The 23,080-nt window shown below is 61.8% G+C and carries 21 protein-coding genes; 4 read left to right on the forward strand and 17 right to left on the reverse strand.

The features are described from left to right. Window positions 1-66: 66 nt before the first annotated feature. From ATY77_RS28955 to ATY77_RS28965, 3 genes are read right to left on the reverse strand one after another with little or no spacing between them, the layout of a single operon-like run. Window positions 67-924 (reverse strand): carbohydrate ABC transporter permease, encoded by an 858-nt coding sequence (locus tag ATY77_RS28955; protein WP_010031435.1) that lies wholly within the window; start codon window positions 922-924, stop codon window positions 67-69. Beyond that, complete coding sequence (locus tag ATY77_RS28960) at window positions 921-1,805, reverse strand: sugar ABC transporter permease (protein ID WP_088689917.1); 885 nt, start codon at window positions 1,803-1,805, stop codon at window positions 921-923. Before ATY77_RS28960 ends, ATY77_RS28955 begins: the two co-directional genes overlap by 4 nt. Window positions 1,806-1,818: 13 nt before the next feature. Beyond that, on the reverse strand, window positions 1,819-2,976 hold the full coding sequence (locus tag ATY77_RS28965; RefSeq protein WP_088689989.1) for a Gfo/Idh/MocA family oxidoreductase: 1,158 nt from the start codon (window positions 2,974-2,976) through the stop codon (window positions 1,819-1,821). Window positions 2,977-3,296: 320 nt separating this feature from the next. On the opposite strand from ATY77_RS28965, the gene yghX reads away from it, so the two are divergent. Next, window positions 3,297-4,184 carry a YghX family hydrolase gene (gene yghX, locus ATY77_RS28970; protein ID WP_088689918.1) on the forward strand — a complete coding sequence of 296 codons (888 nt, stop codon included), beginning with the start codon at window positions 3,297-3,299 and terminating at the stop codon, window positions 4,182-4,184. Between the two features lie 118 nt (window positions 4,185-4,302). Here yghX and ATY77_RS28975 read toward each other — a convergent pair whose 3' ends face one another. Then, window positions 4,303-5,400: a saccharopine dehydrogenase NADP-binding domain-containing protein gene (locus ATY77_RS28975; protein ID WP_088689919.1), complete on the reverse strand. Its 1,098-nt coding sequence runs from the start codon at window positions 5,398-5,400 to the stop codon at window positions 4,303-4,305. Window positions 5,401-5,503: 103 nt separating this feature from the next. Between ATY77_RS28975 and ATY77_RS28980 the strand changes: the two genes are divergently transcribed. Beyond that, window positions 5,504-6,100, forward strand: coding sequence for a TetR/AcrR family transcriptional regulator (locus ATY77_RS28980; RefSeq protein WP_088689920.1), 597 nt, complete (start codon window positions 5,504-5,506; stop codon window positions 6,098-6,100). Window positions 6,101-6,302: 202 nt separating this feature from the next. Here ATY77_RS28980 and ATY77_RS28985 read toward each other — a convergent pair whose 3' ends face one another. After that, complete coding sequence (locus tag ATY77_RS28985; protein WP_011428207.1) at window positions 6,303-6,710, reverse strand: carboxymuconolactone decarboxylase family protein; 408 nt, start codon at window positions 6,708-6,710, stop codon at window positions 6,303-6,305. Between the two features lie 299 nt (window positions 6,711-7,009). Between ATY77_RS28985 and ATY77_RS28990 the strand changes: the two genes are divergently transcribed. After that, window positions 7,010-7,939 carry a TauD/TfdA family dioxygenase gene (locus tag ATY77_RS28990; RefSeq protein ID WP_088689921.1) on the forward strand — a complete coding sequence of 310 codons (930 nt, stop codon included), beginning with the start codon at window positions 7,010-7,012 and terminating at the stop codon, window positions 7,937-7,939. Between the two features lie 46 nt (window positions 7,940-7,985). Here the strand turns inward: ATY77_RS28990 and aspA are convergent, their stop codons facing one another. From aspA to ATY77_RS29055, 12 genes are all read right to left on the reverse strand, one after another. Then, a complete protein-coding gene (aspA, locus tag ATY77_RS28995; RefSeq protein ID WP_088689922.1) occupies window positions 7,986-9,413 on the reverse strand; it encodes an aspartate ammonia-lyase in 1,428 nt (475 codons plus the stop codon). A gap of 100 nt (window positions 9,414-9,513) precedes the next feature. Then, window positions 9,514-10,617: an asparaginase gene (locus tag ATY77_RS29000; protein ID WP_088689923.1), complete on the reverse strand. Its 1,104-nt coding sequence runs from the start codon at window positions 10,615-10,617 to the stop codon at window positions 9,514-9,516. Between the two features lie 73 nt (window positions 10,618-10,690). Continuing rightward, window positions 10,691-12,163 (reverse strand): amino acid permease, encoded by a 1,473-nt coding sequence (locus ATY77_RS29005; RefSeq protein WP_088689924.1) that lies wholly within the window; start codon window positions 12,161-12,163, stop codon window positions 10,691-10,693. Between the two features lie 227 nt (window positions 12,164-12,390). After that, window positions 12,391-13,098, reverse strand: a complete 708-nt coding sequence (locus ATY77_RS29010) for a FadR/GntR family transcriptional regulator (RefSeq protein ID WP_088689990.1) — start codon at window positions 13,096-13,098, stop codon at window positions 12,391-12,393. Window positions 13,099-13,158: 60 nt separating this feature from the next. Next, the gene (locus tag ATY77_RS29015) at window positions 13,159-13,869 is read right to left on the reverse strand and encodes an FCD domain-containing protein (RefSeq protein WP_088689991.1); all 711 of its coding nucleotides are present in this window, start codon (window positions 13,867-13,869) and stop codon (window positions 13,159-13,161) included. Between the two features lie 85 nt (window positions 13,870-13,954). After that, on the reverse strand, window positions 13,955-14,776 hold the full coding sequence (locus ATY77_RS29020; RefSeq protein WP_088689925.1) for a bifunctional allantoicase/(S)-ureidoglycine aminohydrolase: 822 nt from the start codon (window positions 14,774-14,776) through the stop codon (window positions 13,955-13,957). 79 nt (window positions 14,777-14,855) lie between these two features. After that, the gene (locus tag ATY77_RS29025) at window positions 14,856-16,691 is read right to left on the reverse strand and encodes an ABC transporter ATP-binding protein (RefSeq protein WP_088689926.1); all 1,836 of its coding nucleotides are present in this window, start codon (window positions 16,689-16,691) and stop codon (window positions 14,856-14,858) included. Between the two features lie 18 nt (window positions 16,692-16,709). Next, complete coding sequence (locus tag ATY77_RS29030; RefSeq protein ID WP_088689927.1) at window positions 16,710-17,906, reverse strand: aminotransferase class V-fold PLP-dependent enzyme; 1,197 nt, start codon at window positions 17,904-17,906, stop codon at window positions 16,710-16,712. 70 nt (window positions 17,907-17,976) lie between these two features. Beyond that, window positions 17,977-18,492 (reverse strand): RidA family protein, encoded by a 516-nt coding sequence (locus ATY77_RS29035; protein ID WP_088674583.1) that lies wholly within the window; start codon window positions 18,490-18,492, stop codon window positions 17,977-17,979. Between the two features lie 47 nt (window positions 18,493-18,539). After that, a complete protein-coding gene (locus tag ATY77_RS29040) occupies window positions 18,540-19,409 on the reverse strand; it encodes an ABC transporter permease (protein ID WP_088674584.1) in 870 nt (289 codons plus the stop codon). After that, window positions 19,409-20,350: an ABC transporter permease gene (locus ATY77_RS29045; protein ID WP_190237712.1), complete on the reverse strand. Its 942-nt coding sequence runs from the start codon at window positions 20,348-20,350 to the stop codon at window positions 19,409-19,411. The genes ATY77_RS29040 and ATY77_RS29045 overlap by 1 nt, the downstream gene beginning before the upstream one ends. A gap of 219 nt (window positions 20,351-20,569) precedes the next feature. After that, entirely contained in the window at window positions 20,570-22,096 is a 1,527-nt protein-coding gene (locus ATY77_RS29055) for an ABC transporter substrate-binding protein (protein WP_088689928.1), read from the reverse strand. Window positions 22,097-22,327: 231 nt separating this feature from the next. Here ATY77_RS29055 and ATY77_RS29060 point away from each other — a divergent pair, with 231 nt between their 5' ends. Next, entirely contained in the window at window positions 22,328-22,912 is a 585-nt protein-coding gene (locus ATY77_RS29060) for a DUF1349 domain-containing protein (protein WP_088689929.1), read from the forward strand. The last annotated feature ends 168 nt before the right edge of the window (window positions 22,913-23,080 follow it).

Consider the following 23,080-nt stretch of genomic DNA (forward strand, 5'->3'; position numbering starts at 1 on the left):
TCTTGATTGTAATGCTCACGTCGTGACTCCCATCGTGGTTGTTAGCTGTTCACTCTCTTTTTAGTCTTATTGTTTCACCGCACCGGCGGTCAGGCCGCCGACGAGGTAACGCTGAAGGAAGAAGATGACGACCATCGCCGGCGCGATGCCGACGAAGGAAGCCGCCATCAGTTCGTTCCAGATGACCTCCTGCTTGCCGAAGTAAGCAAAGAGCCCCACCGGCAAGGGCATGTATTCGGTCTTCGAGTTGAAGGTCAGCGCGAAGATGAATTGCTGGGCGTAAGCGCCGATGAAGGTGGTGATAGCGACGACGATAATTCCCGGCATCGCAATGGGCAGGATGACGCGGCGAAGCGTGTAGAAATGGCTGGCGCCATCCATGTAGGCGGCTTCGTTGAGCTCCTGGGGAATGCGGATCATATAAGTGCGCAGCAGCCAGATGGCCGACGGGATCAGGAAGGCCACTCCCGGCACGATCATGGCGAGATAGGTGTTGAGGACGCCCATGCTGCGCATCAACCGGAAGAGCGGGATCAGAAGCACCGCGCCGGAGAACATGTTCACCGTCAGGAAGGCGCCGAGCAGGATGCCCATACCCTTGAATTCGAACTTGGCGAAGGCATAGGCCGCCGGAATGACGAGGCAGAGCACGATCAGCGTGACGATGATCGAAATGAAGAAGGAGTTGAAGATATAACGCCCGAAACCCGGCACGCTGATCCACATCGTCCGATAGGCTTCGAACGAGCCGTTCTCCGGCCAGAAGCGGTAGGGCGAGGAGAAAAGCTGGGCAAGCGGCTTCAGCGAAACCAGGAAGCCCTCCACGAAGGGCGCCAGCACGAAGAACAGGAACACCGCAATGCCGCAATAGATCAGGATGATTTCCCACCAGCGGTAACGGTCGATCATGGCGGCGCTGCTCATGCGCGCTTCTCCGGGTTGAGGTGGCGGGTGACACGGAAATAGGCGAAGCAGAAGAGCGACAGGAAGATGCAGATGAGGACAGCGCGCGCCGCACCTTCTCCGTATTTCTTCGAGCCGATCGCGGTCTGATAGGTATCGATGATCATCGTCGTCGTTTCGCCGCTCGGGCCGCCCTGCGTCAGGATCCAGATGATGTCGAACGAGTTGAAGGTGGCGATCAGCGACAGCATCGACATGGTGATGATAGCGGGAACCATCAGCGGCAGGGTGATGCGGCGGAAGCGGTACCAGCGGCCGGCGCCGTCGGTCCAGGCGGCCTCGTAAAGATCCTTCGGAATCGACTGGATCGCCGCCAGGAAGTAGATCGTCACCAGCGGCACGCCGATCCAGACATCGGTGACGATCGTTGCCCAGAAGGCGGTGCTGCCATAGGCGAGGAAGGCGACCGGGCCATCGACGAGGCCGAAGCGCTGCAGCAGGCCCGAAATCATTCCGAACTGGCCATTATACATCCAGCCCCACATGAAGATGCCGATGGCCATCGGCACGATCCACGGCGGCATGGTCAAGAGCCGGAACAGCGAGCGGCCGGGCACTGCGGCGTTCAGCATGCAAGCGCCGAAGGTGCCGATCACCATTTTCAGGGCGACCGAGAAGAAGGTCCAGACGAAGGTGCGCAGGATGACCTCGGCAAAGGTGGCGTTGAAGATCTTCTGGTAATTGACCCAGCCGACCCAATTGGTGGTCTTCTTCAGCGACGCGTCGGTGAAGGAGAGGATGAAGGTATCGACAAGGGGATAGGCAACGATGGCGAGAACATAGAGAACGGCCGGAAGAAGGAGGATCCAGGCGAAGATGAAGGCGCTTCTTTGGACACTCATCTTGCCGCCTTCCTCAAGCCGCTCTGGCGTGAAGCGCCTCGTCGAAGCGATCCCAGACGGGACGCAGGTCGACGACCGTCTTCTTCATCCTCGCCTCGTCCATCGCCAGCGCCAGGATGCCGGCCTCCAGCGCGTTCAGCGTGGAGACGGGAAGTTCAAGGCCGGTGCGCACGCTTTCCAGCAGATCGCTCGCCATCTGCTCGTCGGCGCCGTAATGCTGGGAGAGTTCGGTCGCGGCATATTTGTTCTCGACCACCTTCTTGCCGGTCAGCTGCTCGTGGACGTCGAGATAGCCGCGGACGAAATCGCCTTCGGCCATGCCGCGCGAACCCATGATGGCGAAACGGCGGAACTGGTCGGGCACGTTCAGATTGGTGTGGAAGTTCATGCCGACGCCATTCTCATATTCGACGATCGCCACCTGATAATCGATGATATCGGCATCGCTGTCGAAGACCTTGTCCGATCCCATCCAGCCGCTCGGCTTGCGGTGGAAAAGTTCGAGATCGTTGATACCTTCGCGCGCCGGGTCGTTGGCGGGGATGAAGCTCTTGCGGCCGCCGAAACTGGCGACGCGCTCCGGCCGGGCGCCGACGACGCCATTATAAAGGTCGAGGTCGTGGCAGCATTTCTCCAGCATGAAGCTGCCGGAATAGCGCTCGTAGCGGCGCCAGTCGCGCATGAAGAAGGCGCCGTGATAGGGCTCGATATGCTCGGAAGCCTCGATCGAGACGATCTGGCCGAGCTTGCCCTCCGCCTGGATCGCGCGCAGATCCTTATAGAGAGGAGAATAACGCAGCACGAGGCCGACCATCAGCCGCTCATGGCCGAATTTCGCCATCAGATGGGCAAGCTCGATGCTTTCGGCAATCGTCGTGACGATCGGCTTTTCACAGAAGACCTTCAGGCCGGCCTGAAGCCCGAGCCTGATGTGATCGAGATGCATGTGATTGGGAGAGCCGATCATCAGCAGATCGAGCTTTTCGGAGGCGAGGAGCTCTTCCGGCGAACCATAGGCCTTGCCGGTCGAAATGCCCTTTTCCGTCAATCCGGGAAGCCCCGCGGGATCAGGATCCACATAGCCGACGATGTCGAAGCTGCTGTCGATCGCCTTGAAGACATAGCCGAGATAGCCCAGCCGGAATCCGAGCCCGATGATTCCTACTTTCATGCCGATCATGTTCCCAGTTAAGTAATTTATTTTCTTTAAGTTGGGACAAAAAACAGGGGGCGTCAATAGAAAACGGGCGCCACGGGGCGCGTATGAAATTAATTTTCATGGATCGGTAGGCGGCCGCCGATTCCGGGCCGCGAGGGACCGGGTGCGCACAGGGCCGCGCCTCGAAGCACGGACGGCGGATGCCGATCCCTCTTGCTGCAAGGCGTGAACGACCGCCCGCAAGATCACGCAAGTGCTCGCGAAAGGTTGAAAAGACTCGTGATCCCGCGCGTGTAGGATGCGGTGAGAACCCGAGGCCAGGAGGAGCCATCATGACCCGTATGACAGCCAAGGATTTCCCGCAGGAACTTCTCGAACTCTACGATTACTACGCGCACGGGAAGATCACCAAGCGCGAGTTTCTCGACCGGGCCGCCAAGTTTGCGGTCGGCGGCGTGACGGCCGCCGCCATTCTGGCATCGCTCAGCCCCAATTATGCGCTGGCGACCCAGGTCGAGTTCACCGATCCCGACATCGTTGCCGAATACATTACCTATCCCTCGCCGAAAGGAAACGGCGATGTCCGCGGCTATCTCGTCCGCCCCAAAAACGCCACCGGCAAGGTCGCCGGCGTGGTCGTCGTTCACGAGAACAGAGGCCTCAACCCCTATATCGAAGATGTGGCGCGGCGCGTGGCGAAGGCCGGCTTCATCGCCCTTGCGCCGGATGGCCTGACCTCGGTCGGCGGCTATCCCGGCAATGACGAAAAAGGACGGGAGCTCCAGCAGAAGGTGGATCCGGAAAAGCTGATGAACGACTTCTTCGCCGCGGTCGAATTCCTGATGCAGAGCGATCTCACCACCGGCAAGGTCGGCATCACCGGCTTCTGCTATGGCGGCGGCGTTTCCAACGCTGCGGCGGTCGCCTATCCCGAGCTCGCCGCCGCCGTGCCCTTCTACGGCCGGCAGCCGCGCGCCGAGGACGTGCCGAAGATCAAGGCGCCACTGCTTCTTCATTATGCCGGGCTGGACAAGGGCATCAACGAAGGCTGGCCGGCCTATGAGGCGGCGCTGAAATCAGCAGGGACGACCTACGAGGCCTACGTCTATCCCGACGTCAATCACGGTTTCCACAATGATTCCACGCCGCGCTACGACGAAGCGGCCGCCACCCTCGCATGGCAGCGGACGGTCGACTGGTTCAAGAAATATCTCGCCTGAGAAAGGCAGTGTCCCGCCGGGCCGCTTCGGCCCGGCGATTTGACTGGCAAATGTCGTATCGGGCTATTGCGAACGCGCGACCTTGCCACGCCCCCGTAAGATCGAGGTCCGTGGTTTCTCACGGAATGCGGAGGTTTCGCCGAGTAAGGTCTCCCCGAGTCATGCGCGAAGATTTGGTTTCCGATGTCTCAACCCGCAGGTTCGAGCCGAGCGCCCGCAGGAAACTCGCGGCATCAAAGATGGCAGCCGGTGGTTTCGCACCGATATCGCGGACGTCGCCCGACAGGATGCGCTGGACTGCTTCGCAAATGATCGGCGCCGTGACGGCATAGATGTCCTGTCCCTGGGCGAGAATTCGGCGGCGCAGGTCGCCTCGCGTGACGATCGCTTCAACGACGAAGCGCTGCGCCGAACGCCCGGTTTCATCGATGGCCTGGGGCGGGGGCGTTGACGGATCGCGAACATCTTGCAGCGCTGTCGTGCTGAGAAAGGTATGCAGCTCCCTTGTCCGGATGTGGCGGGCGATGAGCGGCACTTCGGAAAATGGAAGCTCGACGAATGTCTGCCGGCCGAACGGGGCTGGTAAAACAGTCACTCTCTCGGCCGCCGGCTGAGGCACAGGCCCAAGCTGCCCGCCGTTGACGGCCAGGCGCTGCGCTTTGTTTTTCTCCCCGGTCACGCGCGTGCCTTTCGTGGGCAGCCAGCTGTCGAGCGCGACGCGAATTTCGACAGTGTCTGCGTCCTGCCATTCGTCCATCAGCGCTGACACCAGCAGATCGGCCAGGCCGCCGTAAAATCCCATGGCCGGGATGACGGCTACGCCAGCTTTTTCTGCAGCAGCACCATGCCGGTCGAACGTGTCCTGCGCGCTCGGCTGCTCAGCGGTTACGTCGAGATAGTGGATGCCGGCCCGCAACGCGGCACGTATAACTGCGTCGGCCGTCTCCATGAACGGGCCGGCGCAGTTGATGACCACCGCTGCTTCGGCGAGAGCCCTGTCGAGCGCCGCGTCATCCTCAATCGCTGCTTCGCGGCATTCGACGCCACGGTCCGGAAAACCCGCTTCCGCCAACCGCTCGATACTCCGTCCGATGGCAATCGGTTTCAGCCCGCGCCGCAACAGTTCGGTGACGACAAACCGGCCGGTATGGCCGTTGGCGCCGAAGACCGCGACGGCTTGGGATGTTGTGATGATGTCGGCGTGATGCATGGTCATTGTTCTCTCCTCCGCTACAGACCTGTCTGTCTTCTATAAAACATACAGGTCTGTAGCGTGTCAACAAACTTTCTGCTACTGTGCCTGAATTGGAGATAAGCGAATGACGAAAAGCACAGCGAACGCGCCGGCCACTGCCGTCAACGAGGTCCGGGACAGAATTCTCGAGACGGCATCGGAGCTCTTCTACCGGCGCGGCGTCCGCGCCGTTGGCGTCGATCTGGTGGTGGAAAAATCCGGTGTCGCCAAGACCAGTCTCTACCGCCATTTCGGCACAAAGGACGATTTGATTGCGGCCTTTCTCAAGCGCGAGGATGTGGATTTCTGGAGCACGTGGGACCGGGTGAGCGCGCAACATGCGGATGACGCTTCGGCCGAACTCGACGCCCATTTCGAGTGGATCGGCGAACGGGTCGGGCGCGACAATTACCGAGGCTGCCCGCAGATCAACACCGCTGCCGAGTTTCCGGAAGCCGGTCACCCAGCCCGCAAGGTCGCCGAAGCCCATATGCGCGAAATGCGGCGCCGCCTAAAGGCCATCGCCGGCAGACTGGCGGTTGCTGCGCCCGACCGGCTTGCCGGGCAGCTCGCGGTGCTGATCAACGGCGCCTTTGTCAGCATGCAGGTCTTCGAACCCGGCGAGGCGACGGGTTTGCTCCGCGATGCCGCGCACGCCCTGATAGCCGCTGGCCGCGACTGATTCACCTGAGGCACATTTCCTAGGGTGACGAAATGGCTCAAAGCGACTTTTGTTTAATGTTGGCGCGTTCCATAACATACCTTACGCCACATTTACAATCTTGAGTTGATTATTTCGCACCAAAAGTTGCGGTTCTTACCCTGCTTCGCATTTCACGGCGACGGAGACAATATCCCGATGCGCGCGCCGGGTCTTTCGTTTCCTATCGCACTTCGAATTCCGGGTCGGGCGGAACCTGCATGGCGAGAGCGAGATGGTTCGTCTGCGCGGCCAGTCCGATGATCGTCAGGAGTTCGCCGTGCTGGGCATCGGTCATGCCCCGCGCACGGGCGGCGGCGGTGTGGGATTGAATGCAGTACTGGCAGGCATTGGCCGTCGACACCGCTATGTAGATCATCTCGCGCGTCAGCGGATCGATGGCGCCTTCGACCGTCATGACCGATTTCAGCGTCTCCCAAACCCGCTTGAGATTTGCGGGATCGTTGGCGAGAGCCCGCCAGAAATTGTTGATGAAATCGGTCTTGCGGGTCGCCCTGATGTCATCGAACACGGCTTGAACGGCCGGAATGGCTGCGGCCTCTTGGTCCGACAGAAGTTTGACTGTTGCCATCGAAAGTTCCTTTCCGCGCGCCGATCTCAGGCCTCGAGCGTGGTTGGTTCGGCGGTTCCACGCTGCCGGTGGAAGATACGAAGAAATGATAACGGCCGCCAGCCTCCCTGCCGGCGAGGAAATCGAAGACGGCTATTTCAGGAAAACAGGCAAAATTAGAAATTATTGTCTACTGATTTTATAGATTATACGGTTCCATAGCCCTGTCGACTTCAGCGCTGAGAATTCGAACGCCCAAATGGATGCATCCTTGGGCGCCTGTGACCTGCCGACTTCTTCCAAATCAACAGGAGATTTCCATGAGCAATCCGGTTCTCGTCAACCAGATCATTCCCGAGTCCGATGTCGTGCCGCTGACCGGCCGTGTCGGAGCCGAAATCAAAGGTATCCGCCTTGGCGGTCAGCTCTCGGATGCAACGGTGGCGGCCATCAACCAGCTTCTGCTGAAGCACAAGGTCATTTTCTTCCGCGATCAGGGACATCTCGACGATTCCGAACAGGAAGCTTTCGCACGCCGCCTCGGCGATCTCGTGCCGCATCCGACCCAGGGACCGGTCGCCGGCACGGCTTCCATCCTCAATCTCGATTCCAGTCGCGGCGGCGGCAGAGCCGACCAGTGGCACACCGACGTCACCTTCGTCGACGCCTATCCGAAATTCTCCGTGCTTCGCGGCGTCGTCATTCCGGCAGCCGGCGGCGACACGATCTGGTCCAACACCCATGCCGCATATGAAAGCCTGCCGGCATCGCTGAAATTGCTGGCGGACAATCTGTGGGCCATCCACAGCAATGCTTATGACTATGCTGCCGTGCGCCCTCGCGCCACCGCCGAAGAGAAGAAGCATTTCGAGGAGGTTTTCACCTCGACCATTTACGAGACCGAGCATCCGGTCGTGCGCGTCCATCCGGAAACCGGCGAAAGATCGCTGCTGCTCGGCAATTTCGTCCAGCGCCTGGTCGGCGTTTCGAAAAGCGACTCCGCGAAACTCTACGAGGTGTTCCAGTCCTACGTCACCGCCCCGGAAAATACCGTGCGCTGGCGCTGGCGGGCCGGAGATGTCGCAATCTGGGATAATCGCGCGACGCAGCACTATGCCGTCAACGATTATGGCGACCAGCACCGGGTCGTGCGCCGCGCCACCGTCGACGGCGATGTTCCCGTCAGCATCGACGGCCGCCGCAGCATAACCCATGTCAAGGCTGCCAAGCCGCAAGCCAAGGCGGCGTGATCGCGCATACCTGGGTGCCGCCCGGAAGCAAAATGCGCCGCATGCCTTACGAGAAGGACAGCTTCTCGCTCGGCCGGGTCAGTGTTTCCGGGCGCAGCACCGCATCGAGATGCTCCTTTTGCATCAGGCCGCGTTCGAGAAGGATTTCATAGACCCCCCGTCCGGAATGATGGGCCTCCAGCGCAACCTCGGTGGCGTTGCGGTAGCCGATATAGGGGTTGAGCGCCGTCACGATGCCGATCGATTGCTCGACCGTCTGGCGCAAACGGTCGCGGTTGGCGGTGATGCCTTGAATGCAATTCGCCTCGAGCGTCAGGCAGGCGTTGGTCAGGTGGCTGAGACTCCGATAGAGGCTGTAGAAGATCACCGGCTCGAAGGCATTCAGCTGCAGCTGGCCGGCCTCTGCGGCCATGGTGATCGTCACGTCATTGCCGATCACTTCGAAGGCGACCTGGTTGACCACCTCAGGGATGACAGGGTTGACCTTGCCGGGCATGATCGAGGAGCCGGCCTGGCGCGCCGGCAGGTTGATCTCGTTCAAGCCGGCGCGCGGCCCCGAAGACAGAAGCCGCAGGTCGTTGCAGGTCTTGGACAGCTTGACCGCCACGCGCTTGAGGACGCCCGAAAGCTGGACGAAAGAGCCGCAATCCTGTGTCGCCTCCACCAGATCAGGTGACGTCACCAGATCGACGCCGACGATTTCGGACAGCCGCTCGCGCACCAGCGCAGCGTAGCGAGGATGAGCGGTGATGCCGGTGCCGATCGCGGTGGCGCCGAGATTGATCTCGCGGATCAGCGAGACGGCCTCGGAAAGCCGCGCCTCGTCCTCCGCCAGCATCAGCGCATAGGTTCCGAATTCCTGCCCCAGCGTCATCGGCACCGCGTCCTGCAACTGGGTGCGGCCCATCTTGAGGATGTCGGCGAACTCGACCGCCTTGGCCTCGAATGCCCGGCGCAGAATCGCCATGGCGTCGACCAGACGGTGAACGCCGATCCATGCGGCGAGCTTCAGCGCCGTCGGATAGACGTCGTTGGTGGATTGCGAGAGATTGACGTGCTCGTTCGGATGCAGGTGCTGGTACTCGCCGCGGCGATGACCGAGGATTTCGAGCGCGCGGTTGGCAATCACCTCATTGGCGTTCATGTTGGTCGAGGTTCCCGCTCCGCCCTGGATCAGATCGACGACGAAGTGGTCGTGCAATGCGCCATGGCGGATCTCGATACAAGCCGCGATGATGGCATCGGCGCGCTCCTGATCCAGAAGGCCGAGGCTCGCATTGGCCTGAGCCGCCGCCTGCTTGATCGCCGCCAGGGATGCGATCAGATCCGCCGATTCCTTCAGCGTCTGACCGGTAATCGGAAAGTTCTCGACCGCGCGCAGCGTATGCACGCCGTAATAGGCCGAGGCCGGCACGTCGCGGTCGCCGATCAGGTCGTGTTCGACGCGAATTGTGGTCATATCGGATGTCGTCATGGCAGAAGCTTTCGATTGGGGCGCTGCGAGCACGCATTGCGACGCCAGGCTGAAGACGAGAATGGCTGGTGACGCGGCAGAAAAGCCGCGTCCGGAGGCGTCATCGGGTCGGGGCGGCAAGGCGGGGATCGTCCCCATCCGCCTTCGATCCACGCAGTTTGAACGGAAAGGATACGCCGCCTGTCGTAACACCCATCGTGTTCACGCGCTGGGGACGATGGAACGGCGCGAGCCGGCTGCGGATCTCAGTCGAACCGATGCCGAGCCGATCGAGGAGTTCCGTCACAACGGCGTAAAGGATCTCAAGATTGCCGTCCTCGATCTTGACCGAGATACCGAGCGTACCGTCCGCCCCCAATCGCCGGGTTTCATCCGAGGCCCGCACGCCGATCGCATAGCTGGCATCGGCCCCGAGCTTACCGATGAGGGCGCCGTCGAATGCGCGCATCAGCACCGTGCAATAGCGCCCCTCGCCCGCAACCATTTCGGGATAGCGCGCCATCGCCCGGAAAATGCGAGCCAGCGCTGCGTCTCGCGCCGGCAAGTCCTCGCGCGCCTTGTCCCGATCCGCTGCCGAAGCGAGCTTGGCATAGATGCGCGCCAGCCGGTCCAACGGAAAAGCAGGGGTCGGAAGATTGCACCCGTCGATCCCCCATTCGACATCCCGGACATCCAGGTCGCAGAGTTCGGCGACGGTGCGCTTGACCCTCTCCTGCATCGGATGGTTCGGCAGGTGGTAGTCTTCCACGCCGGCTCCGATCGCCCGGGCGCCGGCAAGCATGCCGACATGCTTTCCCGAGCAATTGCTGCAAACCGCCGTCGGGGCAAAGTCCTGCCTGATCCAGGCGCGGTTCACCGTTTCGGACAGCGAAGGATGGCCGCCGCAGCGCAGATCGGCCTCCTCGGCCTTGATCTTCGACAGCATGGCCCGCGTCCGCGCGATATGGCGCTCTTCGCTGCTGTGGGAGGCGCACATCAGCGCGATATCCGCATCGTCGAAGCCGTAACCCGCGAAACCCTCCGTCTCCAGAATGGCAAGCGCCTGGGCCGGCTTGGCGGCGGAGCGGGCAAGCGTCATACGCTCGGGATTTCCCAGCGCGTAAAGCAGCCTGCCCTTTGTATCGACGACAGCTGCGTGGATGCGATGACGGTTTTCGACGATGCCGCCACGATCGGTGACGACGAAATCCTCACTCGAGGTCATGTCTCTCTCCATTCATGCCGCACCCCGGCGGCGGCATGCGCCGCCGGGAGCAAGCTTGGATTGTCGATCGGTATCAGGCGAGATCGAAACCGCCGCGATCCTCGCCCTGTTCGGCGGCGAGCATGTAGATGCGCTCACGCATCAGCAGCCAGCCGACCACCAGCGCGGGAATGATCAGCGCCAGAGAGGCGACCGTGTAGGTTCCGACCGGATAATCGAGAGCCATCAGGATCACGACGACGGCAAGGAAACCCAGGGTCAGCAGGCCGGTGTACGGCGCGCCGAACATCCGGAATTCAGGCCGCGCCAGCTTGCCCTGCCGCGAGAGTTGCCACAGCTTGAGCTGACACAGGACGATCACGCCCCATGCGGCGATGATGCCGAGCGCGGCGACATTCAAGCCGATCTCGAAGGCCTCCGCCGGAACGACGGCATTCAGCACGACGCCGAAGGCGGTCACGACAGCCGTCACCGCAATGCCGACATAGGGCACGCCGGATCGGTTCATCTTCGCCAGCGCCGCCGGCGCCGAGCCTGATATCGCCATGGAATGCAGGATGCGGCCTGTGGAATAGAGGCCGGCATTGAGCGACGACAGGACGGCGGTCAGCACGACGAGGTTCATGACGACGTCGGCGCCCTGGATGCCGATCTTGCCGAAGAAGGTCACGAACGGGCTCTCGCCACCCTTATAGGCGGTATAGGGCAGCAGCAGTGACAGCAGCAGGACCGAGCCAACATAGAAGACCACCAGGCGCAGCACGACCGTCCGGATCGCCCGCGGCATGACCTTGCGGGCATTTTCGGTTTCACCGGCGGCAGTGCCGATCAGCTCGATCGAGGCATAGGCGAAGACCACGCCCTGTATCACCACCAGGGCCGGCAGGATGCTGTTCGGGAATATGCCGCCGAAATCGGTGATCGTGTTGAGGCCCGGAACATGGCCGTCGATCGGCGTGCCGGTGACGACGAAGTAGACGCCGACGATCAGGAAGACGACGAGGGCGAGAACCTTGACGAGGCTGAACCAGAATTCCAGTTCGCCGAAGACCTTCACCGACAGAAGGTTCATCGAAAGGACGAGGACCAGCGCCGCCAGCGCAAAGACCCACTGATCGATCATTGCGATCCACGGGACATAGGCCTTGAAGAAATTCATGTAGAGGGCGACCGCGGTAACGTCGGCGACCGCCGTCATCGCCCAGGTCAGCCAATACATCCAGCCGACCGCGAAGGCGAGCTTTTCGCCGTAAAATTCCCGGGCATAGGAGACGAACGAGCCCGAGGTCGGGCGATGGACGATCAATTCGCCGAGCGCCCTCAGAACGAGAAAGGCGAAAAAGCCGCACAAGGCATAGACCAGCACAAGTGCCGGACCGGCAGCGGCAAGCCGGCCGCCGGCGCCGAGAAACAGCCCCGTGCCGATGGCGCCGCCGATGGCGATCATTTGGATCTGCCGCGGCTTCAGCGCCTTGTGGTAGCCGAGATCCTCCTCGGCGAAAACTTGGCCATCGGCCTCGGTTCTGGTGGATTGCATGACTGTCATTTCTCCTCCCTATGGGTTCGGCAACCTCCCGGCCGCCCCTCCGCGCAGACGCCATAAAGATGTTAATCTGCTATGCGGTCTGACAGGTTTGGCGAATAAAGGAAGAACCACCTTGCAGTCAAGGATTTTCCGTCTGCTATTTGTGGATGCCGGCGGCCTGGAGAAAGGCAGTCTTGGCGGCGGGATTGGATCGATTTCCTAGGCTTCCGTCAAAAGCGCCAAAGATATCAGCGCAGCTCGATGCCGATGATGCGGCTGACAGCCGCCGCGACCTTCCTGAGATGGATTTCCATCGCCGCCTGAGCCTCGGCCTCCGCCCCTATGCGGATGGCTTCGACGATGGCGCGATGCTCTTCATTCGATTCCTGGCGCCTTGGCCCCAAGGCGCTCAGCAGCTCGGATTGCTGCGCCATCGCCTCGCGGACGTCATCGACGATATCGCGGAAGACGGCGTTCTTCGATGCCTCCGCGATCAGCCCGTGAAAATCCGAATCCAGCCGCACCCAAGCCTCGGTATCTTCTTCCTGCTCCATCTGGTCGCAAAGGCGAAGCAGCCGGGACAGCTCATCGTCGCTCCGGCGCAGCGCCGCCCAACCGGCAGCCGACACCTCGACGAAAGGACGCGCCTCCATCAGATCACGCGCCGAATAATCGCCGTAACGGATATCTCCATCGCCGGCAGTCGCGAGCACATATGTTCCGCTTCCCGTTCGCGTCTCCGTCAGCCCCAAAATCTGCAGCGAGCGCAGCGCTTCGCGCACGATCGGGCGGCTCACGCCGTATTTTGCCGCGAGCTTCGCCTCCGACGGCAGTTTTGAACCGGCGGTAAACCGGCCGGAGAGAATGAGATTGCGCAAATCCTCGAACACCAGTTCCGAGGCGCTTTTTCGGCTGAGGATCGCGGAGTCGGAAAGCCAGCTTTCTAGATCGTTCATCGCATTGCATTCGATCGGCGGCACCCCGAATGTCCGGGCGCCAAATTTGAAATCATACCTTCAGTGCAGTTCATTTTCATCGGCAATCCCGATGATGGAGCGCTTTACCTCCAGCAGGTGCTCCGCCATGGCGGCACGCGCCTCCTCCTCCCTGCCCGCGGCAACGGCCTCCAGAATACGGCGATGTTCCGCGTTGGACGCTCTGCGCCGTCCGCGAACATGCTCCACCAGTTCCGATTGCGTCGAAAGCGCGCCGCGAACATCGGCGACAACTTTCCTGAAGATCGCATTGCCCGAGGCCGCTGCGATTTCTCCGTGAAATGCCGCGTCCATCCGCACCCATTTCTGGACATCATCCTCGCCGTCCATCCGGTCGCATAGGGATGTCAGCAAGGCCAGTTGCTCGTCCGAGCGCCGTAGGGCGGCCCAACCCGCTGCCGGGATCTCAATGCAGGGACGCGCCTCCATGAGATCACGGGCGGAATAGGCGCCGCCGCCGAGCTGCCGCGCCGGGCTTTCCGAAACGACGAAGGTGCCGCGGCCGGTCCTGGTCTGCGTGAATCCCAGCGTCTGAAGCGAGCGGAGCGCTTCACGCACGATCGCCCGGCTGATGCCGTACCGTTCGGCGAGTTGCACCTCCGAGGGAAGACGGATCCCGAGCGCCAACTTCCGATCCACGATGGCCGTGCGGATATCTTCGAAGACCGCTTCGGCAGCGTTTCTCCGGCTTATTTCCTTCTTCTCCGACAGCCATGAATCCATATCCCGCATCGAAGGACGATGCGGGCAATCGGCAGAGCTGTCAAGCAACCGGACAGGCTCTTCGGCAGCGTGCCCGTCGCATCCGGCGCGGGGCCTACCAGAGCTTCATGTGCCGGTTGACATCCTTGTAGAGCAGGTAGCGGAAGCGGCCGGGACCACCGGCGTAGCAAGCCTGCGGGCAGAAGGCGCGCAGCCACATGAAATCGCCGGCCTCGACCTCGACCCAGTCCTGGTTCAGGCGGTAGACCGCCTTGCCCTCCAGCACATAGAGCCCGTGCTCCATGACATGGGTTTCCATGAAGGGGATCACCGCACCCGGCTCCAGGGTCACAATGTTGACGTGCATGTCGTAGCGCACGTCTGCCGGATCGATGAAGCGGGTCGTACCCCAGCGTCCATCGGTGTCGGGCATGGCGCGGATCGGATGGTCGTCCTCATGCGTAACGATCGCCGGCGGCGGCTCCAACCCCTCGACTTCCTGAAACGCCTTTCTGACCCAGTGAAAGATCGCCGCGGCCGAGCTGTCATTCTTTAGGCGCCATGCCGAACCGGCGGGAATATAGACGAAGGAGCCGGCGCGCAGCGCGTGGCTCACACCTTCGAGTTCCACAGTCATGCCGCCTTCGACGACGAACAGCACTGCCTCGGCCCGCTTGTCGGGCTCCGGCCGGTCGCTTCCGCCGCCCGGCTGAACTTCCATGACATATTGCGAGAAGGTTTCGGAGAAGCCGGAGAGCGGGCGGGAAAGAACCCATGCCCGCGTTCCCGTCCAATGCGGCAGGAGGCTCGTGACGATATCGCTCATGACGCCGCGGGGGATGACCGCGTAAGCCGTGGTGAAAACAGCTCTGCCGGAAAGCAACTGGGTCTGCGGCGGCAAACCGCCGAGCTTCGAAAAATACTCTGTCTTGTCCATTGATGCGGCTTCCCAGGCAGGTGTCTCTGCATCTGCTTTATGCGCCGCCAGCCGGTTAGGCAACTCCCAACGGCTTTCGCTACCGGTCAGCCATCACCAGATGGCCCGGCCCCACCTCGCGATACAAGGTGGCCGGAGGCTGGTAGTCGACTGATCGCATCGGGCTCTTGATCTCGTCATTCGCCACCATACGCTTTTCGTGGCGGCGGTCCGGATCGGGCACAGGCACGGCCGAAATCAGCTTCTTCGTGTAGGGATGCTGCGGATTTTCGAAGACCGCGGCGCGCGGGCCAATCTCGACGATCTCGCCGAGATACATCACCGCCACCCGGTGGCTGACGCGTTCGACCACCGCCATGTCGTGCGAAATGAACAGGAAGGCGAGATTGAGGCTCTGCTGCAGGTCCAGCATCAGGTTGATGACCTGCGCCTTGATCGACACGTCAAGCGCCGACACGCTTTCGTCAGCGACGATGACCTTCGGCCGCAGGGCGAGCGCGCGGGCGATGCAGATGCGCTGCCGCTGGCCGCCGGAAAATTCATGCGGATAGCGCGAAGCCATATCGTGGGAGAGGCCGACCTTCACCAGCAGGTCGGCAACGACCTCCCTCGCCTGTTTCGCATTGCCCATCCTGTGTTCGAGATAGGGTTCGGAGATCGACGCCCCTACCGTCATGCGCGGATTGAGGCTGGCAAAGGGATCCTGGAAGATCATCTGCACCGATTTGCGCATCTCGCGCAGATCCTTCCTGTCGAGGCCGAGCACCTCCCTGCCCTCGACGAGAACGGAACCCGCCTGCGGCTCGATGAGACGCATGATGGCGCGCCCCGTCGTCGATTTGCCGCAGCCGGATTCGCCGACGAGTGACAGCGTCTCGCCGGCATGAAGATCGAAGGAGACGTTTTCGACCGCATGCACCCGGCTGGTCAGCCGATTGAAGAGGCCGGAATGAATGTCGAAACGCTTGGTGAGGTTCTTCACCTGCAGCACCGGCTTCGCCGCAACCGTATCGGCAGCCTCGGCGGGAACGTCCGATTCGCCTGTCGCCGTATTGACGACGGGAAAACGCAGCGGCCTCTGCCGGCCCTGCATCGAGCCGAGCACCGGCACGGCGGATAGCAGCGCCCTGGTATAGGGATGTTTGCCGCGGTGGAAGATATCGGCCGTGGCGCCGCTTTCGACCTGCTCGCCGCGATACATCACCACCGTTCTGTCGGCGATCTCGGCGACGACGCCCATGTCATGCGTGATGAAGAGAACGGAGGTCCCCTCCTCGTCCTGCAGCATCTTGATGAGATCGAGGATCTGGCCCTGGATCGTCACGTCGAGTGCTGTCGTCGGCTCGTCGGCGATCAAAAGCTTCGGCCGGCTGGCGAGCGCCATGGCGATCATCACCCGCTGGCGCATGCCGCCGGAAAAGCGATGCGGATATTCGTCGAAGCGCGAGGCGGCCGAGGGGATGCGGACCTTTTCGAGGAGCCTGATCGTCTCGGCCCTGGCATCGGCCTTGCTCATCGCGGAATGGCAAAGCAGCGCTTCGGAAATCTGATCGCCGATGGTGAAGAGCGGATTGAGCGAGGTCATCGGCTCCTGGAAGATCATCGCCACCTCATTGCCGCGCACCTGCCGCATGGCCTGTTCCGGCAGGGCCAGCAGGTCGCGGCCGCCGAGCATGACGCGGCCCTCGATGCGGCTCACATCCGTCTGCAGCAGCCGCATGATCGACAGCGAGGTGACGCTCTTGCCCGAGCCGGATTCGCCGACGATCGCCACCGTCTCGGCGGGCGCGACGGTGAAGGAGACGTCGCGCACCACGGGTTTCCAGGCGCCGTCGACCAGAAAGGAAGTCGTCAGCCCCTCAACGGAAAGAACGGGGGTGGCTGTCTCGATCAACTGCGCTTGGACGTTTGCCATGTCGGCTCCTCCTACGGCTCAATCCGGCCAGCGCAGCAAGCCGTCGAAGCGGTGCCGGCTGCGGTTTTCGATCGGCGTTGCGATGATCTCGTTGGAGGCGCGCGCCTTGTCGAGTTCCTCGGCCAAGCGGTTCGCGACGATGACTTCCTGGCCCGGATGCAGGTTGCACGGGTCGAGATAGAAATAGCGGTGCTCGACCTCGTGATCGCGCACGATGATCGGCGGGCTGCCCTTGGCCAGCGCATCGGCCAGATCCCAGGCAGTGATATGGGCCTGTTCGGCATCGACGATGAGGCGCAGCCGGTCGAGCGGATTGTTGGTGGGATCGGGCTCGATCAGCGCGGTAACGCCAGGACGGCCGGCGAGCGTGCGCTTCCACAGATTGAGATAGCCGGTTTCGCGCTCCCGGATGCCGGCATGATCGCGCTTTTCCCAGGCTTCCAGCGCCGCCATGACGCCGAAGATGCTCTCCTTGCCGACCTTCATGCCGCGGCCGATGCCCGTGTTCTGCAGGAAGGCGTGACGCACCAGCTCTTTCCTGCCGGCAACGATGCCCGAGGTCGGGCCGCCGAGGAACTTGTGGCCGGAATAGAGCGCGATATCGGCCCCCTGCTCGAGGAAAATCTTGAGACCGTATTCCGAGGCCGCATCGACAATGACAGGCACGCCCCTGGCATGGGCGATCTCGACGAATTCCTTGAGATTCAACAAGCCGTAATCAACGACATGGTGGGAGACGACATAGACGGCAGCGGCGGCCTTCTCGGTGATGGCCTTTTCCATGTGGAAGCGATGCGTCGAGGTCGCCTGTCCCACAAGCACGACCTTGCCGCCGGCCAGCCGAATTGCCTGGTCGACGGGGGCGCCGTAGCTCACAACATGGCCCATCTGCACCAGCACTTCGTTCTTCTCGGGCACCGCATCCGGCAGTTTCTCGATCGCCAGCAGATTGTCGCCGGTGATCGCGCCGGCGACGGCGAGCGAAATGCCCGCCGAGCATGAGGCGGTGACGAAGCCCGCCTCGCCGCCGGTCAGCCGGGCAATGACGCTGCTCGCCTTGCGCTGCAGATCGTTGATCTCGACGAAGTGCGGCAGAATCGACGCCATCGCTTCGATCGCTTCCGGCACGACGATCGACGCACCCAGGCTGGTCATCGTGCCCGATACGTTGATGACGGGGCGGAGGCCGATCGATGGTCTCATATCAGTGGACATGAAGTTCTCCAGAATTCTGGGTCGGGGAGCAGGATATGGGGAAACGCTGCTCCCAATATGAAAATTCCCGTCAGCCATGCAAGGCGACGATCGCCTCGATTTCGACGGTGATGTTGCCCGGCAACGAGCCGAAGCCCACGGCCGAACGGGCATGTTCGCCGGCCGGCCCGAAGACTTCGATCAGCAGATCCGAGCAGCCGTTGATGACGCTCGGATGATCCTCGAAGTCGGGCACGGCATTCACCATGCCGAGCAGCTTGACCACCCGCTTGACGCGGGAGAGATCACCCAGCGCATCCTGCATGACCGACAGCAGGTTGATGCCGGTCAACCGCGCGTGACCGTAAGCCTCTTCGACACCAACGCCACCAGCGCCGACCTTGCCGGCATGCAGGAAGCCATCGGCCTCGCGCGGCCCCTGGCCGGAGAGATAGAGCATGTTACCTTCCAGCACATGCGTCACGAAATTGGCGATCGGCGGCGGCGGCGGCGGAAGCGTAATACCGAGAGCGGAAAGCCGTTCGTAAGGCGAGTTTTCGACCTTGCCGGCGGCGGTGGGAAACTGATTCACGCAAACTCCTGTCATGCAATTTTTGATCTGGCGAATTGGATACCCGGCATTTCGCCGGCGGATTAAAGGTCCTTGCGAAGTCTTGGGTCGAGCATGTCCCTGAGGCCGTCGCCGACCATCTGCAGCGACAGCACCGAGAGAATGATTGCAACGCCGGGAAACAGCGTCATCCAGTCGGCCTGGCCGATATATTGCCGGCCGGCGGCGATCATCGTTCCCCAGGTCGGGATCTCGGGACTGACGCCGAGGCCGAGGAAAGAGAGGCCCGCTTCGGCCAGCATGGCGCTGGCGAAGAGGAACGTGCCCTGCACGAGGATCGGCGACAGCAGATTGCGCAGCACATGCCGCGTCATAATGTGGAAGGTCGAGATGCCGAGCGCCCGCGCGGCCTCGACATAGGGAAGCTCGCGAATGACGAGCGTCGAAGCGCGCACGATGCGGGCAAGGCGCGGCGCATAGACGATCGACAGCGCGATGATGACAGTCGTCAACGAGGGCCCGAGGGCGGCGACGAGCGCGATCGCCAGCAGAATATCCGGAAAGGCCATCATCGCATCGATCAGCCGGGCGATCGGCGTGTCGAGCTTCTGGAAGAAGCCGGCAAGCAGGCCGAGTGTGACGCCGATCAGCGCCGAAAGGGCGACGACCGCCGCACCGACCAGCAGCGACAGGCGGCCGGCGAAGATGGTGCGCGAGAAGACGTCGCGGCCGAACTCGTCCGTGCCGAAGAAGAAGATCTCGCTCGGCGGCTTTAGCCGGTTGACGATCGAAAGCTTGGAAGGCGAATAGGGCGCCACGACGGGCGCGAAGGCCGCAAGCAGCACGAAGATCGTCAGGATCAGGAGGCCGCAGGCCACAGTCTTGCGCTTCAGAAGGCGGCGAACGAATTTGCTGCCCTCGCTTTCGACCGGTTTGATTGCGATATCGGCCATCAGTAGCGCACCCTCGGATCGACCAGCAGATAGAGCATGTCGATTGCAAAATTGATCAGCACATAGAGCGCGGCGATGACGAGCAGCGCGCCCTGGATGACGGGGTAGTCGCGGCGCAGCACCGCCGAGACGACGAGATTGCCGACGCCCGGCAGGCCGAAGACGGTCTCGGTGACGACAGCGCCCGATATCAGCACCGCCGCCGTCAGGCCGATCACCGTCAGGATCGGGATCAGAGCATTCTTCAGCGCATGCTTTAGGATGACCTTGCGTTCGACCAGCCCCTTGGCGCGCGCCGTACGGATATAATCGTCGCCGAGCACATCGAGCATCGAGGCGCGGGTAAAGCGCAGGATCAGCGCCGAAGAGACGATGCCGAGCGCGAAGGCCGGCAACGTCAGATGGTACATGCGGTCGGCGAAGGTCGAGCCCGGGCCGCCATAACCCGAGACCGGGAAGAGGTTGAGCCGGACGGCGAAGAACTGCATCAGGATGAGGCCGAGCCAGAAGCTCGGAATGCTGGCGGCGAACATGGCGAGCGTCGTTGCCGCCTGGTCGACGAAGGAGCCGCGCCGATAGGCGGCGTAAATGCCGATCGGGAGCGCGATGACGCTGGCGATGGCAAGCGAAAACAGCGTCAGGAAGAAGGTGGGCTCGGCGCGGTCGAGTAGCGCCGACGTGACCGGCATGTTGAGGAAGATTGACTGGCCGAGATCGCCCTTTAGCAACTGGCCGATATAATAGAGATATTGCAGACCGAGCGACTGATCGAGCCCGAGCCTGCTTCTCAGATCGGCAATATCCTGCGGCGTCGCATCCGGCCCGAGCATGACGGCCGCCGGATCACCCGGCGTCACGCGCACGATAACGAAGACGATCGTGACGACGAGAAACATCACGACGATCATGCCGAACAGGCGCTGGAGGATGTAGCGGATCATCCGAACTGCTCCTGCGCTCGGTGCTTACAGGACTGCAGCGGAACGCCCCGCTCGCCCTCATTCCTGTGCTCGTCACAGGAATCCAGCCACGGCGCGTCTGCGCCGTGAATGGATCTTTTGACAAATAAGAGTCTCCCGCGCCCAAGGACTTGAGCGCGCTGGATTCCTGTGACGAGCACAGGAATGAGGGAGCAAGTAGTAGGCACCGAAATCACTCCATCACTTCTTGATCGAAGCGTTCCAGAAATACGGCCACGGAGCCGGATCGACGCCTTCGAGCTTGACCGATTTCGCCGAGACGGCGTTGAAATCGCCGATCTTCATGAAGGGCGCATCGGTATAGATCGCCTTCTGGACATCGGCCCAGAGCTCTACGCGCTTCTTCGGATCAACCTCGGAGGTGAAGGCATCGACGGCGGCCTTGCGCGCCGGCGTATCCCACCAGCCGGGCGAGCTCGTCGAGAGCGAGCCGATCAGCGCCGGCTCCGGCAGGAAGGGGCTGTGGGTGATGTAGATATCCCAAAGCTTCGGATCGGTGCGGCGCTGCGTCAGCGTCGCCCAGTCCACCACCTGCATATCGACGGTGAAGCCGGCAAGCTTCAGATATTCGGCGGCGACCTGCGCCATCTTGTAATGGAATTCGTACTGGCGGCTGGTCAGGATGCGGATCGGCTCGCCATTATAGCCGGCCTTCTTGGCGGCAGCGGCCGCCCCTTCCGGATCGGCGACATTATAGGCGCCTTCGACGCCGGCATCCGTCGACCAGGCAAAGGTCTTCGGATAGATCGAGCCATCGAGCGCATAGAAATCCGTGCCGCCGAACGCTGCGGCCAGCATGTCTTCCATGCTGAGCGCCTGGCGGATCGCCTTGCGAACCTCGACATTCGCAGCAGCGCCTTCCTTCGTGTTGAAGACGAAGACCGGATAGCCGAAGGGCTTCAGCATGACCGGCTGCGAGGCGGTCGAGGCCTTCAGCTTGTCGTATGATTCGACCGGGATCGAATCGACATAATCGTACTGGCCGGAAACGGCGGCCTCGACGCGGGTATTCGGATCCGGCACCGGCACGAAGCGGATTTCATCGAGATATTGATGGCGGGCGCCGCCATAACCGTCGCCCTCGCCTTCGCGGGACTTGTAGCCGTCGAAGCGGACGAGCTGGATATACTGGTCGGCCTTGCGCTCCTTCAGCATATAGGGGCCGGTGCCGATGAACTCCTTCATCGGCTCGTCCTGCTTTTCAGACGGGATGATGATCGCGGCCGAATTGTTGAAGGCAAGCAGCGAGGTCAGCGGCGCATAGGGCTGCTTCAGCGTAATCGTCACGGTCGCCGGATCGGTCGCGGTGATCTTGTCGATGAAGCCAGCCACCTGCTTGCCGCGCGAGGCGATCTTCATCCAGCGGTTCAGCGAGGCGACGACGTCCTCCGACGTCATGTCGCTATTGTCGTGGAACTTGATGCCCGTCCTGAGCTTGATCGTATAGGTTTTGCCGTCGGCGCTGATCTCGGGCAGGCTTTCGGCCAGAAGAGGCGTGACGTTCCAGCTCTTGTCGAAGGTGTAGAGCGTTTCGAAAATATGCTGCGTGACGATGCCGACGAGATCGGCCGTCGACGACATCGGATCGAGCGTCGGCGGCTCACCGATCGTCGCGACATTGATGACGCCGCCCTTTTCCTGGGCAAAGAGGGTCGAAGGCAGGGCGACGAGCGCAGTGCCGAGCAGGAATGCGACAAGCGTTTTCATATGAGGGCTCCCGGTCAAGTTCCACAATTATGTAATTCATATTTTTGTAACAGAATAAGAGATGAAGTGATCGTGTCAAGCGGAGGCCGCGGATTATATCGTGAGACGAAGGTCGGAACGGCGGAGACAGCGCCCGCGCCGCCGGCCGTGGCTAGCCGTCTGCGAGAAGGTTGCGCATGATGCGAGCACGAAGAATCGGCACCGGCAGAGCTTCAACCAAGCGAGGATGGAATGAACATCGATTTCACCGATGGAAAATGGCTGAACGAACCGGCCAGCTGGCAGGCCGACGCAACCGGCCTGACGCTGACAACAGGCGAGAAGACTGACTTCTGGCGGGAAACCTATTACGGCTTCACCCGCGATAGCGGCCACTTCCTCGCCTTCCCCACCGCCGACAGCTTCACCGCCCAGATCCGCGTGCAAGGCGAATTCCGCACCCTCTACGACCAGGCCGGCCTGATGGTGCGCCTCGACGAAAACCGCTGGGTCAAAACCGGCGTCGAATTCACCGACGGCGAAGCCTTCCTCAGCACCGTCGTCACCGACGGCCAATCCGACTGGTCGGTGTCGCAGCCCTTCAAGGAATTGGAGGATTTCCACATCCGCATCACCGTCGCGGGCGGCGCCCTGCGCATCCAGGCCTCCCGCGATGGCAGCCGCTGGCCGCTGCTGCGGTTGGCGCCCTTCCCGATCGCCGACAGATACGAGGTCGGGCCGACCGCGTGCACGCCGGAGCGGAGTGGGCTGAGTGTGCGGTTTTCGGGCTTTTCGATTGGGCCGGCGATTACGACGGATCTGCACGATTTGACGTGAGCGGGCTCCGGTGGCGGTGCGCTCGACCAAATTTGCGACGAGATATCAAATCCCGGGCCGGATTAAGGGCTTCAGGTCGGTTTCGTTAGCGACAACTTTCGTCCGTTGAAGATTGCAGTACCATTTCAGTTTCGTGGACGGCTCATGTGTGAAGAGAACGTGTTCCTC

It is taken from the genome of Rhizobium sp. R634, assembly GCF_002211305.1.
In the GTDB taxonomy this organism is placed as follows: Bacteria; Pseudomonadota; Alphaproteobacteria; order Rhizobiales; family Rhizobiaceae; genus Rhizobium.